This window comes from Aneurinibacillus migulanus, assembly GCF_001274715.1.
GTDB classification, from domain to species: Bacteria; Bacillota; Bacilli; order Aneurinibacillales; family Aneurinibacillaceae; genus Aneurinibacillus; species Aneurinibacillus migulanus.
The window spans coordinates 1202301-1220066 of sequence record NZ_LGUG01000004.1 but is presented as its reverse complement, the minus strand read 5'-3'; the positions used below and the strand labels follow the sequence as shown (position 1 = coordinate 1220066).

Annotated in this window: 15 protein-coding genes and 1 pseudogene; 2 read left to right on the top strand and 14 right to left on the bottom strand. The window is 47.6% G+C overall.

All coding sequences use genetic code 11. The features are described from left to right. Positions 1–90 precede the first annotated feature (90 nt). Together AF333_RS07735 and AF333_RS07730 are read left to right on the top strand one after the other, a co-directional pair. Positions 91–543 (top strand): hypothetical protein, encoded by a 453-nt coding sequence (locus AF333_RS07735; RefSeq protein WP_043065581.1) that lies wholly within the window; start codon positions 91–93, stop codon positions 541–543. 114 nt (positions 544–657) lie between these two features. After that, positions 658–1581: a Na/Pi symporter gene (locus tag AF333_RS07730; RefSeq protein ID WP_043065580.1), complete on the top strand. Its 924-nt coding sequence runs from the start codon at positions 658–660 to the stop codon at positions 1579–1581. A gap of 86 nt (positions 1582–1667) precedes the next feature. Here the strand turns inward: AF333_RS07730 and deoC are convergent, their stop codons facing one another. The 14 genes and pseudogenes from deoC to hrcA form a co-directional block, all read right to left on the bottom strand. After that, positions 1668–2348: a deoxyribose-phosphate aldolase gene (gene deoC / locus AF333_RS07725; protein WP_043065579.1), complete on the bottom strand. Its 681-nt coding sequence runs from the start codon at positions 2346–2348 to the stop codon at positions 1668–1670. Beyond that, on the bottom strand, positions 2345–2794 hold the full coding sequence (locus AF333_RS07720) for an NUDIX hydrolase (protein ID WP_043065578.1): 450 nt from the start codon (positions 2792–2794) through the stop codon (positions 2345–2347). The genes deoC and AF333_RS07720 overlap by 4 nt, the downstream gene beginning before the upstream one ends. 80 nt (positions 2795–2874) lie before the next feature. Beyond that, positions 2875–3954 (bottom strand): DctP family TRAP transporter solute-binding subunit, encoded by a 1080-nt coding sequence (locus AF333_RS07715; RefSeq protein WP_043065577.1) that lies wholly within the window; start codon positions 3952–3954, stop codon positions 2875–2877. Positions 3955–4063: 109 nt separating this feature from the next. Next, on the bottom strand, positions 4064–5323 hold the full coding sequence (locus AF333_RS07710) for a dicarboxylate/amino acid:cation symporter (protein WP_043065576.1): 1260 nt from the start codon (positions 5321–5323) through the stop codon (positions 4064–4066). 107 nt (positions 5324–5430) lie between these two features. Then, positions 5431–6156 (bottom strand): response regulator, encoded by a 726-nt coding sequence (locus tag AF333_RS07705; RefSeq protein ID WP_052520511.1) that lies wholly within the window; start codon positions 6154–6156, stop codon positions 5431–5433. Next, on the bottom strand, positions 6140–7759 hold the full coding sequence (locus AF333_RS07700) for an ATP-binding protein (RefSeq protein WP_043065574.1): 1620 nt from the start codon (positions 7757–7759) through the stop codon (positions 6140–6142). Before AF333_RS07700 ends, AF333_RS07705 begins: the two co-directional genes overlap by 17 nt. Before the next feature lie 269 nt (positions 7760–8028). Beyond that, a complete protein-coding gene (gene mtaB / locus AF333_RS07695) occupies positions 8029–9369 on the bottom strand; it encodes a tRNA (N(6)-L-threonylcarbamoyladenosine(37)-C(2))-methylthiotransferase MtaB (protein WP_043065573.1) in 1341 nt (446 codons plus the stop codon). A gap of 57 nt (positions 9370–9426) precedes the next feature. After that, a complete protein-coding gene (locus AF333_RS07690; RefSeq protein ID WP_043065572.1) occupies positions 9427–10164 on the bottom strand; it encodes a 16S rRNA (uracil(1498)-N(3))-methyltransferase in 738 nt (245 codons plus the stop codon). Between the two features lie 136 nt (positions 10165–10300). After that, positions 10301–11209 (bottom strand): annotated as a pseudogene (prmA, locus tag AF333_RS07685) (50S ribosomal protein L11 methyltransferase); the annotation flags it as partial. Between the two features lie 41 nt (positions 11210–11250). Next, a complete protein-coding gene (gene dnaJ, locus AF333_RS07680; RefSeq protein ID WP_043065571.1) occupies positions 11251–12369 on the bottom strand; it encodes a molecular chaperone DnaJ in 1119 nt (372 codons plus the stop codon). A gap of 115 nt (positions 12370–12484) precedes the next feature. Continuing rightward, the gene (gene dnaK, locus AF333_RS07675; protein ID WP_043065570.1) at positions 12485–14320 is read right to left on the bottom strand and encodes a molecular chaperone DnaK; all 1836 of its coding nucleotides are present in this window, start codon (positions 14318–14320) and stop codon (positions 12485–12487) included. 194 nt (positions 14321–14514) lie between these two features. Then, entirely contained in the window at positions 14515–15126 is a 612-nt protein-coding gene (gene grpE / locus AF333_RS07670) for a nucleotide exchange factor GrpE (protein WP_080787696.1), read from the bottom strand. Between the two features lie 11 nt (positions 15127–15137). Beyond that, entirely contained in the window at positions 15138–16688 is a 1551-nt protein-coding gene (locus AF333_RS07665) for a TCP-1/cpn60 chaperonin family protein (RefSeq protein WP_043065568.1), read from the bottom strand. 36 nt (positions 16689–16724) lie between these two features. Further along, positions 16725–17759: a heat-inducible transcriptional repressor HrcA gene (gene hrcA / locus AF333_RS07660; RefSeq protein ID WP_043065567.1), complete on the bottom strand. Its 1035-nt coding sequence runs from the start codon at positions 17757–17759 to the stop codon at positions 16725–16727. Positions 17760–17766 lie beyond the last annotated feature (7 nt).

Sequence of the window (17766 nt, the reverse complement as noted above, 5' to 3'; positions counted from 1 at the left end):
ACTTGTTCTTTTGCCATAGCAGGCTTGTGCCTATTTTATACGCAATAGTCCCGATTTGTGAATAGTCTATACGGAAAGGAAGGTGTTACAATGAGCAAATCTCATAAAGAAGAAAGACAATTTTCATTTCCTCAAAACCTGCCGAGTATTCCTGGATTTCCCGGCGGAGGCTTTCCTCCTCAGCCTCCAACACAGCCGCCTTATCCGGGACCATTTCCGGGCGGTGGCTTCCCTCCTCAGCCTCCAACACAGCCGCCCGGTGGACCCGGTCAACAGCCGATGCAGCCACCTACTCCGCCGCCTACTTACATTCCACAGCAGAGCCAGGCATACAGCACCCAGGCTGTTGCTCCAGGAAGCCTGCGGCTGTGCCTGTTCCGCTGGACGTACGTGTGGCTATCGAACGGCGACCAGTTCTGGATTTGGCCGTTCTCTGTGCGTCAACAAACAGTTACGTATTTCCGGTATATTCCGTTCTTCGGCTATACGATTGGCGGATTGGACACACGACGTATCGATTATTTCGTCTGCAATGTATATTAACGTTTCGAGGCAGATCCCTTCAGGATCTGCCTTTCGTTTTGTTCGGGCCTGTCATGCCTGTCTTGCGCTTTGCATACATATGTGGGGTAGACGTGCACGAGAGGAGACGAACGGATGGCTAGTCTTGCGCTTCCCCTTTTGGCGGGACTTGGTTTGTTTTTGGGCGGAATGTATTTAATGCGCCTTGGCTTATTTGCGCTAGCGGGTGATAATCTTCACCGCTGGCTTGTACGTTTTACGAAAACTCCGACGCGTGGCATGATTACAGGTACGCTAGTGACGATGCTCGTACAGAGCAGCAGTGCGGTGTCAGTCGTAACAATTGGACTTGCGAATGCGCGATTGCTGTCATTTCCACAGACGATAGGCATTATTCTCGGCACAAATATTGGAACAACGTTCACAACCCAGTTGATTGCGCTGAATCCACAAAAATTGGCGTTGCCGATGTTTATTGTAGGCTGTTCCGTACTGTGGATGCGTTCGCAGGTAATCAAAGCAATCGGGATGTCTCTATCCGGCTTCGGGTGCGTATTTCTTGGTATTCAGATGATGCAGATGGTGGCCGAACCTTTGCAGCATACCTCTTTCTTTTTATCATCGCTTGCCAAACCTGATAGTAGTTACTTTAATGGAATTTTTCTTGGTGCAATGTTTACCGCGCTGCTGCACAGCAGTTCGGCAGTGACGGCCATGACGATGGGATTTATGAATGAGAACATCCTGACGCTCGGAATGGGCATTGCAATTGTTCTCGGTAGCAATGTCGGAACATGCGTAACCGCCATAATGGCGGCAATAGGTGGAAATGCCGAAGCAAAACAAGTTGCATGGGTTCATGTCGTATTGAATGTCGCAGGGGTACTACTATTCTTGCCGTTTATTCATCCCTTGGGGGCACTAGTCATCTGGCTGACAACCGATCCGGCGGTTCAAATCGCACATGCCCAAACTCTGTTCAATGTTATTTGTTCGCTGCTGGCATTGCCGTTTGCGCACTGGCTCGCGCGAGCAGCTCAATATTGCATTAGAAAATAAGAAGAACTCGCGGGGATGGCACCCGTCCTAAAAAAACAAGCGTATGACCGTATTGCTGCAGTCATACGCTTGTTGCTATTAGTGAATTAATACTGTTCCGTGTTCGTCCCGCCTTGTACGATAGTAACACCGCCACTGGTACCAATACGTGTAGCACCTGCTGTAATCATCGCATCGGCGTCTTCGCGTGTCCGAACGCCGCCTGATGCTTTTACGCCCAATTCTGGTCCAACAGCCGCACGCATCAGCTTAACATCTTCTATCGTGGCTCCCCCTGCTCCGAATCCGGTGGACGTCTTAACGAAATGCGCCCCTGCTTCCTTACTCAGACGGCAGGCTCTTTCTTTCTCTTCATTTGTCAGAAGACCGGTCTCAATAATTACTTTCACGAGCGCACGATCTCCTGCGACTGCCACGACCGCCGCAATATCTTGCAGCACCGCCTCATCGTCTCCTGATTTCAACGCTCCAATGTTGATGACCATATCCAATTCATCGGCTCCATCCTCGATTGCTTTCGCCGATTCGAACGCTTTCACTTCGGCAGCATTCGCACCAAGAGGAAAACCAATAACCGTGGCAACTTTTACCTGACTGCCCTGGAGATTTCGTTTTGACCGTGCAACCCAGTACGGATTGACACATACAGCGAAGAATTCATTGTCTTTCGCTTCCCGACATAGCTTATCGATCATCTCCATCGTAGTTTCCGGTTTTAGCAAGGTGTGATCGATATACGTTGCCAGCGATTTATTTGTGTCTGTCATGATGTTTTCTCCTTTCGATGATCAAGCCCGAGCAATTCATATGCTTTGGACAGGACCGAAATGTTATTCTGGTACCCGTTCTTCGCCTGTTTCTCCCAGGCCGCCTCCGGCGACATCCAAGCCACAGTATGAATTTCCTCCAGCTGCGGAACAAGCGTGCCTGCCATCGCTTCCACTAAATAATAGTGCACTTCTTTCTTTACAGCCCCAACTTTTGGATTGTAGTAATTATAATAAATCGTTTCCAAGGGCTGAACCACCTTGCCCTCAATTCCGGTTTCTTCACGAATCTCCCTAAGCGCCGTCTCTTCCATTGTTTCTCCTTTTTCCCGTTTCCCCTTAGGCAGAGACGCCTTTAAATAGCGATCTTCAATAATCATAAGTTCAATCCGATTATCCTTCGTTCTCCGATATACAACGCCTCCTGCTGAAACCTCCTTTGCCATGAAACATTCCTCCTCGCAAAAGCATCCTTTTTTCAAGTTTATCGCACTATGACCGTCTTTTACCACTTTTTTCATAACATTTATTCGTAACCGGAGGGACTTTTATGAGGAGAGCGTTGCCGGACGATAAGCTGCTGCCACTCTTCGATAACCGGTCCACCGATTACATCTTTAAATTGATAATAGACGGGCTCAAGCCGCTTTTTCCATGCTTCCTTTTCCTCATTTGTCTGCATGTGGATAGCAATCATGTGTTCTGCTTTCATTTCAGCCAATGCTCTGTCATTCATCTTTTTCGCGTATTCACGTATCCAGGCGGTTGTCTCTGCCATCGCTGATTCGATCGCTTCCTGTTGGGTATTGGATAGCCTATCCCATGTTGTTTTATTTATTAATACAATATACCCCAGATAGCCATGATTACTAACCGTCATATATTTTTGTACCTGATATAAGCGTTTGCTGTATATATTGGATAATGTGTTCTCTTGCCCCTGTACAACACCGCTTTGCAGCTGCCGATACAAATCGTTGAATGAATGGCTCTCAGCTTTGGCTCCCAATGTTCTGAATTGCGCGTGTAGAACAGGCCCCGGCATAATACGGAAATTTTGATTTTTGAGATCATCCGCCTGTACGACAGGCCGATTTGCAGTCATCTGTTTGAAACCATTGTCCCACAGTGCAAGACCTTTGACATTCTCATCATTAATAGCCTCGAATAATAATTCACCCAGGCGCCCATCCATCGCTTCATTAACTTCTCTCTCATTTTCAAATGCATACGGCAAGTCCATAATCATCCACGCTGGATATCGCGAAGAGAGCTTGGATGTAGCAGGTGCTATCATTTCCACTTTGCCCGATTGGAGCGCATTAAATTCATTTTCATCATCAAATAGTGTCGCGTTCGGATAGACGCGGATTTCAACCATCCCATCCGTTTTCTCGCGTACCAGCTTTGCAAACTTGGCAACCGCCAGTCCTTTTGGCGTATTTTCTGCGACCACATGACTAAATCGGATGATCACTTTCTGATCCAATCCTTCCTGTTCTGCGTCGTAGCGCACAGGTGCTCCCGCGCTGAAGCTAAAACCAATAGCAATGGAAAGCGATAGACCGGCGATAAGAAATACTACCAACCACCCTAGAGATTTCATGTCATCTCACCTTATTCTGCGTTCTTTTGTATTCGTATCATAGCATACTTTCTTGTCATAGAAAAAACACCGGCTAGATAGCCGGCGCTTTCTCTTCTTACTCTATTCTTTATGCACTCATTTTTTGGTTCATTTCCTGTATAGCTTGCTGCTGCTTCGTCTCGTCGAATTCTTGCTCGCTCTTCGCTACGACAATGGTCGCCACCCCGTTCCCGATAAGGTTTACAATAGCGCGAGCTTCTGACATGAAGCGATCGACACCGATAAGAAGCCCGAGCCCTTCTACCGGAATGACCTGCATAGCCGTCAACGTAGAAGCAAGCACAATAAATCCGCCACCGGTAACTGCCGCTGCCCCTTTCGATGTGAGCATCAGAATCGCAATAATTGTTAACTGCTGCGTGATACTCAAATCAACATGGAATACTTGTGCCAGGAAGATAGTCGCCATGGACAAGTAGATGGTTGTCCCGTCCAGATTGAATGAATACCCTGTCGGAATTACAAGGCCGACAACTGGCTTGGAGCAACCGAATTTCTCCATCTTATCCATCATGCGTGGCAGAACGGACTCAGACGAGGAGGTTCCCAATACGATCAGCAACTCTTCTTTAATAAATTTGAGATAGTTCCATAAGCTAAAACCATACATCTTGGCAATAATATTTAATACAATAAATACAAAGCAGAACATTGTGGCATACACCGTTAGCATCAGCATGCTAAGCTGTTGCAATGTTCCGAGGCCATACTTCCCGATGGTAAATGCCATACCACCGAACGCACCGATTGGCGCGAGCCTCATAACCATGCCGAGAATGTTGAAGAAAATAGTAGATAATTTCTCGAAGAAATCAATAACAGGCTTGCCTGTTTTGCCCATGGCAGTCAAACCGAGACCGAACAAAACTGAGAAGAATAGGATTTGCAGAATGTCACCTTTAGCGAACGCTTCAAACATATTAGATGGAACAATATGAGTGAAGAATTCCACCCAGTCCATCTCTTTTGCACTCTCAGTATACTTGGTAATATCTCCGCTATTCAGTTTCGCCGGGTCAAGCCCCGCTCCCGGCTTTGTAATGTTGGCTACTATAATACCGATAATAAGGGCGAAAGTCGTTACAACTTCGAAATAAATAAGCGCTTTTCCTCCAACGCGCCCTACTTTCTTCATGTCACCCATGCTGGCGATGCCAAGGACGATAGTAAGGAAGATGATCGGTGCGATGACCATCTTGATCATATTGATAAATGTCTCTCCGACCACTTTCATCTCTTTGCCAACATCCGGCCAGACCGATCCGACGATAATGCCGATGATAATGGCGATAACGACTTGTACCGTCAAATTCTTCAAAATCTTCATGGGACACTCCCCTTTGCAAATAGTTCTCTTTTTCTGATAGTTTCATGATAACGTTTGCATAGGGAAGAGAAAAGTTTTCGTATTTTTAAAACGTTTTGTTCTTTTTGTTACACATTTTGTTCTTTTTGTTCATTGAGCCATGTGTACATTTTCATCGGGCGGCCTACCGTACCATATACCATATATGATCTGACTTTACCAACCGATTCGAGATATTCAAGATATCGCCGCACAGTAACCCGGGACATACCGATAAGCTGACCAATTTCTTCAGCGGACATTTCTCCAGCCTCTCCCTTTAGACAATCGGACACCTGCTGTAGCGTAAACGCCTGAATACCTTTTGGATACTCGATTTCTGCCTCTTCCTTTTTATTCGATTGTTTGTTGCCAAACATCGTAAATTCGCGTGCAACATCAAACATCGATTGCGAGAACACTGCTGACTGATTGCGGCGAAAATGTTCTTTATAGCGCAGCAATGCCGCCTGAATCCGGTGAAATTGAAACGGCTTAAAAATGTAGTCCACGGCTCCTAATCGCATTACGCGCAAAACCGTTTCCCTATCATTGGCTGCCGTCACCGCAATTACGTCCACATCCAATTCTTGCTGTCGGATAGCACGAAGCGCTTCCAGCCCGCCTTTACCAGGCATATATAAATCCAGAATAACCAGATGAGGAGCAAGCCGCTTTACATTCTCAATCGCCTCCTCCCCGTTACGTGCCCAGCCTATGACCTTAAATCCTTCTACCCGTTCAATAAAAGAAGTATTAATCTCCTGAACCATCGGGTCATCTTCTACAAGTAAGACATTAATCGTTTTGCTCATGCTCAAAATCCTCCTTACGTTCCATCGGCAGCTTTATGCGTACCCATGTGCCGTATCCTAACGCGCTTTCCAATTCAATCTCCCCCCCGCTTCGCTCGACAATCGAAGAGACAAGATACAGTCCGATACCATGTTCTCCCTTCTCTTTAGTGGAGAAGCCTTTTGTAAAAATCTGTTGTTGCATCTCTTCAGGAATACCGATTCCATTATCTTCAACCTCGACAATGAGATAGCTATCGTCCTGCACAATCGACACATCAACCCGCTTGTCCCGATCATTCACTTCTACGAGCCCATCGAAGGCATTCTCGATTAGATTCCCGATAATAATAACCAGATCGTGATAGGTCATGCCTTCAGGAAAAAATTGAAATTCGCTGTATGAATCAATATGCAACGTAATATCAAGTTCCTTGGCCCGGCTAATCTTACCGATAAGTAGACCGGACAGATTAATATCCTGAATGCGGCCACTAATATAATGGGCTACATTTTCTTGTTCTTCATCCAGTTGGAAAATGTAGCGTAATGCTTCTTGCTCTTTGCCTAATTGAATCAACCCGGCAATCGTATGTAGCTTATTACTATGCTCATGGTTTTTAGCACGGAGCGCGTCCACAAACGCCTTTACCCCTGTAAGTTCTTCAGCCAGTTGCGTCACTTCCGTCTTATCTTGAAAAATCGCCAGAGCCCCAGACGTTTTCCCTTTTACTTTGATAGGCATACGATTGCTTAGAAGGAGCGTGTCACCAATATAAAATTGTTTGTTATACAGCGGACGACCAAGCTCTATAATTTCCGGAAGGCGTGTATCGGGGATGACTTCACGAATATTCTCTCCGATCGCCTTGCCTCTCACCTTCAGCATACGGCGTGCTGCTTCATTAATGACGGTAATACGCTCATTCTCATCAATCGCAATAATCCCTTCATGGATAGCATGAAACACGGCGGTCCGCTCATCCAGTGTCCGAGCCAATTCCTGGGGTTCCAATTGGAATGTTTGTTGCTTAATATGACTGGCCAAAAGATAGGCACATACAATCCCAAATGTTAAGGTTAGCGAGAGAATAATGCCCATTTCCTTACCCATATCTTCTATAATAGCCGATAATTTAGGCACTGTGTTACCGACCATCACCACTCCAACTTGTTGGTGTTCAACATTCATAATTGGTGCATAGGCCCGCACGCCTTCGCCAAGATCTCCTTTCACGCGATCAATATAGATATGCTCAGCAAAGGCAGGCTTTGCTTCTGCCGTATCGAAAAATGTCCCGATCCGGCTTTCGAGTGGATGAGACATCCGTTTGCCGTTCATATCAACCACGACAATATAGTCGACCCCATAAATGTTGCGAACCTGCTCTACAAGCAATTGCATACGTTTAGCGCCCTCCGGCATCTCTACCGCCAGCTTGACTTCCGGCATTTGTGCAGTGACTTTCGCCGTTAATAACGAACGCTGACTCACCTCTTCGATCTTTACACTGACGATTTTGCCAATTAGAATCATCGTGCCCATCAACAAGGTGAACAAGACGATACCAAATGCAAGCAAAGTAATCTTACGGCGAATCGGCCAATTATCTAAATGAAGCATAAGCGACTCCTCAATATAATAGCGGTAAAAACAATCTGTCTAAAATTATACAAAAGAATGATAGCAAAAAAAGCGAAACTGAGAAAAAACAGTTTCGCTTTTATGCCTGTTTACTTTTTATCCCGCCTTAACGGGCAGTAATACTCCCACCTCAAGACTGAAAGAAATCGAAGAAGTGTAGATGGAGGTAAACTGCCCTTAAAGGTCGGATATGTTCAACTAACACACAGTGGGGGATGAAGACTCCCCCCACTGCGCGAAGTTTCACTTTATGCCTTGAGCGTCTCTTCGCTAAGCACACGAGCAAACGTGCCTTTACAATATTCAGAACCAGGTTCATCCAGACGTACCTTGCATATTTTTCCAACGAGTGATTCATTTGCTTCGAACACAAGCTTCAAATAGTTATCGGAATGGCCAACATACAGGCCGCTCTCAGGAGCTTCCTTGTACGGCTCTTCTGGAATAACTTCGAGGACGTCACCAACGAACTTACTGGAATATTCAAGCGCCAGCTTATCAGATAATGCGATTAATTCGTGCACACGACGGTTCTTCACTTCTTCGTCTACTTGGTCTTCCATGCGGGCCGCAGGTGTCCCACTCCGTTTAGAGTACGGGAAGACATGCAGTTCTGCAAACTTCATCTCTTCGATAAAACGGTACCCGTTCTCATACATTTCTTCTGTTTCACCAGGGAATCCTACGATAACATCCGTTGTAATAGCTACATCAGGTAGCGCTTGATGTAGCTGCTCGATTTTGCGGCGGAACTCGTCCGTCGTATATTTGCGGCGCATGCGTTTCAATACGCTGTCATCGCCTGCCTGCAGAGGAACGTGCAGATGACGGCACATCTTATCAGAAGAGTTCAGCACTTCGATAACCTCGTCCGTAATCTGACTTGCCTCAATGGAACTGATACGAATACGCTTCAATCCAGGAACCTTCGTATCAAGCTCACGCAACAGACGCGCCAGATTATAATCTTCCAGGTCTTCACCGTATCCTCCGGTATGAATGCCCGTCAGCACGATTTCCTTGTAGCCTGCAGCCACCAGCTTGTTTGCCTGCTCGATAACGCTTTCCGGTTTACGGCTACGCATCAATCCGCGCGCCCACGGAATAATACAGAACGTACAGAAATTGTTACAGCCTTCTTGAATTTTCAGTGATGCACGTGTACGATCGGTAAATTCAGGTACATCCAGCTCTTCGTATTCGCGCGCTTTCATAATATTGGATACCGCATTAATCGGTTCACGCTCGCGCAAGTACTGATTTACGTATCCAATCAGATTGTCGCGACCGGATGTTCCCACTACGATATCCACACCCGGGATTGCCATAATCTCATGCGGCGTTGTCTGTGCATAACAGCCTGTTACCGCTACAACAGCTTCCGGGTTACGGCGAATGGCGCGGCGAATAACTTGACGGCTTTTCTTATCCCCCGTATTCGTTACCGTACATGTATTTATGATATACACATCTGCGCTTTGTTCAAAATCTATTTTTTCATATCCGGCTTGCTTGAACAGTTGCCAGAGTGCTTCGGTCTCATAGTGATTCACTTTGCAGCCGAGCGTATGAAATGCTACAGTTGGCATGTATCATCCAACTCCTTACTATAAAATTCCTTCTGCCTTTATACTGTCTTCATTATATCATGCTTGTTCAAACTCGTATGAAACACAGGACAACGCATAAAGCGGGGCCGTTTCCGCTCGCAGAATACGCCTTCCCAGCGAGACGCTGACGAATCCGGCTGTCTCCGCCTCTATAACTTCCTTCTCATCGAAGCCACCTTCCGGACCGATGACAAGCAAAACTCGCGAGCCAGATGGAACGCCGGAGAGAGCACGACGCAACGTAGCTGTCTCTTCTTTCTCATATGCAAATAAAGCATAATGGAATTGCGATGCCGATGCAAGCAGCTCGCGCCAGGTTAGCATATTGGCGATATCCGGTACCCGGCTTCTATGTGACTGTTCGGCCGCTTCCTTGGCAATTTTCTGCCACCGTTCCCTGCGCTTTTTCTCTTTTTTATCATCTAGCTTAACTACTGTACGCAATGAGGTGAACGCGCAAAAAGAAAAAGCACCGAGCTCAGTGCCTTTCTGAATGACCAACTCCATTTTATCACCTTTAGGCAATCCCTGTGCAATGGTAACTTGCACCGGAAGCTCGCGGCTCGGAAGGTCTTCCTCAAGGATGCGCACCCGGACCGCATCAGCACCGATTTCTTCGATTGCTCCACGTACGTCACGTCCTTGACCATTGCAGCAGATGATTTCATCACCAGCACGCGAACGCATGACACGCGCAATATGATTCACATCGTCACCCGTAATCATCACATACTGTTCATCCATTTGCGAAGGGTCTACAAAGTATCGCTGCATGCTACATCCCTCACTCTGCTTTTCTTTGTGCCACCAGACATACCCAGCCGGAGTCGATGTCACCTCGGTCGCGAATGCTCGGTGGCGCTACTCTGTCGGTATCGGTGTAACGGGAGCCATCTTCTTTCTCATACATATCGTGCATGTAATGTGCATCCGTAATACGGAAACCAGCCTTCTCCATCGCTTCCCTAACTTCGGCTTCTTTTTGAGTAATAATACCTGATGTGATGAACAATCCGTTAGGCTTCAATGCCCTGGCTGCATCTTCGACAAATAAAACGATAACTTCAGCTAGAATATTGGCGACGATCATATCGACCGGACCGTCGATACCATCGAGCAGATTATTCTGTGCGACAGTTACTGTATTCTCCGTGCCGTTCAATTCTACATTCGTTCTTGCGGATTGGACAGCAACTTCATCAAGATCGAGTGCTCGAACGGATGAAGCCCCCAGCTTCGCGGCAGCGATACTGAGCACCCCCGTACCACAACCAACGTCTATAACCGTTTCGCCTCCTGCAATCGCTTCATCTAATGCTCGAATACACATTACTGTTGTCGGGTGTGTTCCTGTACCGAACGCCATACCCGGATCGAGCTCAATAATAAGTTCGTTCTCTTTCTCTGGTACATAATTCTCCCATGTAGGAGTAATCGTAATTCGTTCCGATACTTCTACTGGTTTATAATACTTCTTCCAGGCGGTTGCCCAATCTTCCTCTTGAACTTCTGCAAGCGACACCGAGCCGGAACCGGCTTCGATGCCGTATGCAGAAAGACTTCGAATCGCCTGTTCGATATGTTGTACAGTTTGTTGTATCTGATCGCTCGCGAGAAGATAGGCTTTCACGATGACACCTTCAGATGGATAATCTTTTGCCGATAGCTGATAGATTTCTCCGAATCTATCCTTCCATTCGCGCTTCAGTACCTCCGGGTCTTCAATAACAACTCCGGATGCACCCGCTTCCTGCAAAATATTTGAAACTGCCTCGATTGCCTCCTGCGTCGTGTGAACGCTGATTTCAGACCAGTTCATCCGATTGTCCCATCCTCTCGTTTGCTATCAAGCTTTGCTGCTTAGATTTCTCCACGCAGCACTTTTTTCATTTTATCAAAGAAAGAAGGTTCGTGACCGCCATGCATTTCTTGGCCGCTGATTTCAGCAAACTCACGAAGCAATTCCTTCTGTCTATCGTCTAGCTTCGTCGGTGTTACCACGACTACTTTTACGTGTTGATCGCCTTTACCGGAGCGATTCAGATATGGAACTCCATGACCGCGCAGGCGGAATTTCGTTCCTGTCTGCGTGCCCGCAGGTACTTTTAATTTCACTTTGCCATCAAGCGTCGGCACTTCGATCTCATCTCCGAGCGCGGCCTGAGCGAACGTAATTGGTACTTTGCAGAAAACATCGTTACCATCACGTTCAAAAAACTCATGCGCCTTTACGCGGAACACAATGTACAAATCGCCCGGTGGTCCGCCATTCGCCCCCAACTCACCTTCGCCGGTAATGCGCATTCTCGCCCCATCATCTACCCCGGCAGGAACTTTGATATGGATTTTGCGACGTACTTTTTCTTTCCCGCTACCGTGACACTTACTGCACTTGACGGACACGAACTGGCCGCTTCCTTTACATGTCGGGCAAACACGTCGGTTTACGACACGGCCGAATGGTGTATTCTGTACAACCTCCTGCTGTCCGGCACCGTTACACGTATGACATGTTTCCACTTTGCTGCCTGGTTCAGCGCCTGATCCATCACATTTGGAACAAGTCGCCTCCTTCGGAATCTCAATATCCATTTCTTTACCGAAGACAGCTTCCTTGAATTCAATCTGCATCGTATACTGCAGATCATCCCCTTGACGTGGTGCGTTCGGATTGCGTCGCCCGCCGCCGCCACCAAAGAACATGTCAAAAATATCACCAAAGCCACCAAAGTCGCCACCGCCGCCAAAGCCGCCCTGCTGGGCTCCGGCATGACCAAAATGATCATAAGACTCTCGCTTTTGCGGATCGCTAAGGACATCGTACGCTTCCTTGACTTCTTTGAATTTCTGTTCCGCATCTGGTTCTTTATTAACATCTGGATGATATTTGCGAGCCAGCTTACGGTATGCTTTTTTTATCTCATCTTCCGAGGCGGACTTTTCTATGCCCAGAACCTCGTAATAATCGCGTTTGCTCATACTCTTCACTCCCGCACTGTTTCACTCATAAAGTTCATCATATATCAAATTACGAAAAAAAGTCAAAGCCAAGTTTGCCCCTGACTTTGACTTTTTCTTCATCATGCGTTACGCATTATTTTTTTTCGTCTTCATTTACAACAGTATAGTCGGCATCTACGACATTGTCATCGTCTTTTTTACCGGCTTGCTCCGCACCTTGAGCTGCTTGTGCCTGTTGTGCAGCTTGTTCATACAACTTCACGGACAGTTGCTGTACGACTTCCTGCAACTCGTCTTTTGCCGTACGGATCGCTTCGAGATCCGTTCCTTCGAGCGCGGTTTTCAGCTTATCCTTCGCCGCGTTCGCTTTGTCGATCTCAGCCTGCTCTACTTTATCACCAAGGTCATTCAGCGTTTTTTCTGTTGTAAACACTAATTGATCCGCTTCGTTACGCAATTCTACCTGCTCTTTGCGCTGCTTATCAGCTTCCGCGTTCTCCTCCGCTTCACGTACCATACGTTCCACTTCTTCGTCACTTAAACCGGAGGAAGAAGTAATCGTGATTTGCTGTTGTTTACCTGTGCCAAGGTCTTTCGCCGACACGTTTACGATACCATTGGCATCGATATCGAACGTAACTTCGATTTGTGGGATGCCGCGCGGTGCCGGTGGGATGTCAGTCAACTGGAAGCGACCTAGCGTTTTGTTGTCATTAGCCATCGGACGCTCACCCTGCAATACATGAATGTCTACCGCCGTCTGATTGTCGGCTGCTGTAGAGAATACTTGCGACTTACTGGTCGGAATCGTCGTATTGCGATCGATAAGCTTCGTCATAACGCCGCCCATTGTTTCGATACCAAGTGACAGCGGAGTTACGTCAAGCAGAACGACGTCTTTTACATCACCTGTCAGTACGCCTGCTTGAACAGCTGCACCTAGCGCTACCACTTCGTCCGGGTTCACGCCTTTATACGGCTCTTTACCTGTGAATTTCTTAATTGCTTCCTGTACGGCCGGGATACGTGTAGAACCGCCGACAAGGATAATCTTATCGATTTGGGAAGGCTGAAGGCCTGCATCCGACAACGCTTGACGAGTCGGTACCATCGTACGCTCAACCAACTGTGCGCTCAATTCTTCGAACTTCGCACGAGTCAAGTTTACTTCCAAGTGCTTCGGACCAGTTGCATCCGCTGTAATAAACGGAAGCGAGATCGTTGTAGTAAGTACGCCGGAAAGGTCTTTTTTCGCTTTTTCCGCCGCATCTTTTAAACGTTGCATCGCCATGCGATCAACAGATAGATCAATGCCGTTCTCTTTTTTAAATTCTGCTACCAAATAGTCGATAATAACCTGGTCGAAGTCATCTCCGCCTAGCTTGTTATCTCCACTTGTCGCTTTTACTTCAAAGAAGCCGTCACCAAGCTCAAGAATGGACACGTCAAACGTACCGCCACCAAGGTCATATACGAGAATGGTTTGGTCCTCTCCCTTTTCCATTCCGTAAGCAAGTGCTGCGGCCGTTGGTTCATTGACAATACGAAGCACTTCAAGACCCGCTACTTTACCGGCGTCTTTCGTTGCCTGGCGTTGGCTGTCATTAAAGTAAGCAGGTACTGTAATAACGGCCTGTGTTACCGTTTCACCAAGATATGCTTCTGCATCAGATTTAAGCTTTTGCAGGATCATTGCTGATACTTCCTGCGGCGTATATTCCTTGCCTTCGAGGGTAACTTTATGGTTCGTACCCATGTAACGCTTAATAGAGATAACCGTGTTATCAGGGTTAGTAATCGCTTGGCGTTTTGCAGCTTCGCCAACAATGCGTTCACCGTTTTTAAAAGCGACTACGGAAGGCGTGGTGCGGTTGCCTTCTGGATTTGGAATAACGATTGGCTCGCCGCCTTCCATAACTGCTACGCAAGAATTTGTGGTACCTAAATCAATCCCAATTACTTTAGCCATTATATGTTAACCAACCTTTCTAAGTGTATTTATTAGAGAAAGTTCAAAAAGTCCAGGAAGCGGAGCTGCGAAATTCTGCGTTTCCCCCTCACTTCTCACGTAGTCTCCCCTACGCTTCGCTGCTCGGGACTGCCGCGCCTTGAATTTCATGGCTCTGTTTGTCCTCCTTTTTGAATACGATCTATTATGATTTATTAGGAGCTTACTTTTACCATAGATGGTCGAATGACGCGATCTTTTAGCTTATACCCCTTCTGGAATTCTTCGATAACCATACCGGATTCGTATTCACTGCTCTCTTCCTGCATCACCGCTTGGTGCATATTCGGGTCGAACGGTTCTCCGACACCCGGCACCACGGTAACCCCTTCTTGTTCAAGCACCTGCTGTAGTTGACGGAATACCATCTCGATTCCTTCCTTTAAGGCACTTGTATCCTGAGCATCTTGGCTTGCAGCAATTGCCCGCTCGAAGTTATCGATTACCGGCAGGAGCGCTTCAACAGCACGCTGCGAAGAATATTTGAGCATCTGCTCTTTTTCCTTGTTAACGCGTGCGCGGAAGTTTTGCAGGTCAGCATGCGCCCGCAGATACTGATTGTTCAGCTCTTCCTTCTCAGCCTTAAGTTGCTCAATTTGGGCAAGCAATTCCTCTTCACGGGTTACATCGGAAGACTCGTTTGCTTCCGATGTGGCCTTTAACTGCTCGCTTTCCTCAGAATGTACAGATTCAACTGCTTCTGCCGTAGCTTCTTGCTGCTTTATTTCTTCCGATGTTTCGGCGGCTTTTTTGTTCTCTTCTGACACAACACTTCCCCCTATTCATCTAATAGTATAGCTGGAGATTTCTTGCGGATGACCGTATGTATGCGCAAAATAGCGCGGCTTACTTCACCGGCCGTCTGCAGGGCATGCAATTTGACCGGTGCGGGGTCCACCACTCCGGCTACCAGCATGTCGGTGCATTCTCCAGTGTCAAAATCAAGACCGATGCTAGACGTTCCCGCCTCGGCCTGCGCAGCTTTTACCTGCTCGATTTTCTCAAGTGGATTAAAGCCGGCATTGCGTATCATTTGGGCAAGAGGCCTGCGCAGCGACGCAGCGACCGATTCCACACCGAACCCTTCCATTCCTTTGACCGAGTGACGCCATGTTTCCAGATGTCTGGACAAGAATAATTCAGCGCTGCCTCCGCCAGGAAGGTAGCCACCGCGAAGCGAAGCCTGGACAGCCGCAGCTGCATCCTTGGCAATTCGCTCCCGCTCACCGACCACCTCGCTTGTTGAAGCGCCGATAATCATCGTCGCCTCAGGCATGCCCTGCCCGCCCATAATCTGTACGTGACCAAGTGATTCATCGAACTCTAACTGCTCCGCATATCCGAGCGCACGTGAAAGTTCGGATATGCTTTTATCCAAAGCAGTACGTTTAAGCGAACGTGCACCGGTATATCGGGTGACTCGTTCCCTTTCAGAACGAAACACCCGATGAAGCACTAGGATTCCATGGTCCAAGCAGAATTCTTCCGCTATGCTATCACAGCTTCGGTCGAGCACCACTGCATTCACTTTCAATTCCAAAAGCTTCTCAAGATTGCGTCGGTACTCTTCTTTTACCTGCAGATACCGTTGAAATCCAATTTCTGTGCCTAGCGCCTCATCATCCATTTCTTCCGGTGCAAGCGCGTCGTTCAACACGAGAAGCCGTACATTTGAAAGGCGGGTGGGCATCTCACGGGATAGGGGATGCTGATTAATAATAACGCCGTCCAGCACTTTGTTCTCCGCGCCTTCACGTGCCGTAACCAATTCGCTGAAAGAAAAGTCCGGCTCAAGCATCTTCTCATGTCCGATGAGCCTAGCCCCTTCAATGACGAGACGGGCAATGTCCTCCTGCTCTCTTCCCGCAATGTATGCGATATGAAACAGACGTTCATCATCGAACCCTTCGATCGGCAGTGCAGCCTCCCTGAGCCGGTCTATCGCTTCCCTAATTCCAAGTTCGATACCGGCAATCACTCTAGCGATTGGAACGCCCCGCTGTACCTGTGCCACACCCTCGGCAACAAGCGACGCCGCCAGCAAGGTAGCCGTCGTCGTCCCATCGCCCACTTCACGCTGCTGTGAACGGGCAAGACCTATCATCAAACGGGCAGCCGGATGTTTCACTTCCATTTCTTCAAGAATAGTGACCCCGTCATTCGTAATGATGACGCCACCTTGTTCATCTACCAGCATCGTGTCGAGTCCCTTAGGACCAATCGTTCCTTCTACGGAACCTGCAACCGCCTGTACCGCATTCATATTATGAAGCAGGGTGGATATCCGTTCATCCCCTGAGCCATCCCGCTCCGTCGGATGTGAACTCATAAGCATCCCCTTTTATTTACTAATTGTACCGGACTATTACGGCCCGGATTTATAGAAACGTTCAAACGCATCCGTTAAATTGCCCGAAAGCTCCCTCAAAATCGCCATGACACGTGCATACTCCATTCGGGTCGGCCCCAAAATACCTACCGTCCCGACCGGCTGTCCGTCCAGATGATAAGTGGCCGTAATAATGCTACAGCCGCTGACTGCCTGTTCCTCATTCTCTGTGCCGATCCGTACATGAAGCCCGGTTTGCTGCGAATCAAACAGACGCACTACCATTTCATTCTGCTCAAAAAGTGTCAAAATATCCCTGACTTTATCCACATCGCGGAATTCCGGCTGCATCAAAATATTTGTCGTGCCCTTCAATACGATATGATCGTCTGGTTCGTGCGTCAACGTCTCTTCAAGTACTGTCATGAGTTGTTCATATTGCTGAATATAGCGGCCCAGTTCTTTTGCCACCTCGGCATGCAGGCGCTGTCTCAGCTCTGTCATCGCCACACCCGAAAGCTTCGCGTTCAGCAGATTCACTACCCGCTCCACCTCTTCCATCTCCATGCCATCAGGCAAGGAGATGGTCTTATTCTCGACCTTTCCTGTATCCGTTACGAGAATGAAAACAGCGGATTGCCGGGACAGCGGAATCATCTGAACCGCTTTAAGTCGGGTCGTTTTTATGTCGTGTCCAAGTATAATGGACGTATAATTTGTTAAACCGGAGAGAACGGACGCCGCCTGGTTCATCACTTGTTCGAATTCATAAAATCGTTCGGCGAATAATCGGCGAATGTGCGAAGCATCTTCTGCCTGCACAAAAGGCATGCTAGCAAGCTGGTCCACATAAAAACGGTAACCTTTATTGGAAGGAATGCGTCCTGCCGACGTATGCGGCTGCTCCAGATAGCCCATCTCTTCCAAATCCGCCATCTCATTGCGAATGGTAGCAGAGCTGTATCCAATATCTTCCCGTTTTGAAATCGTACGTGAGCCAACCGGTTCGGCGGAACGGATATAGTTGTCGATAATAGCTCGTAAAATCATTTGCTGTCGTTCCGTAAGCATGCTGCCC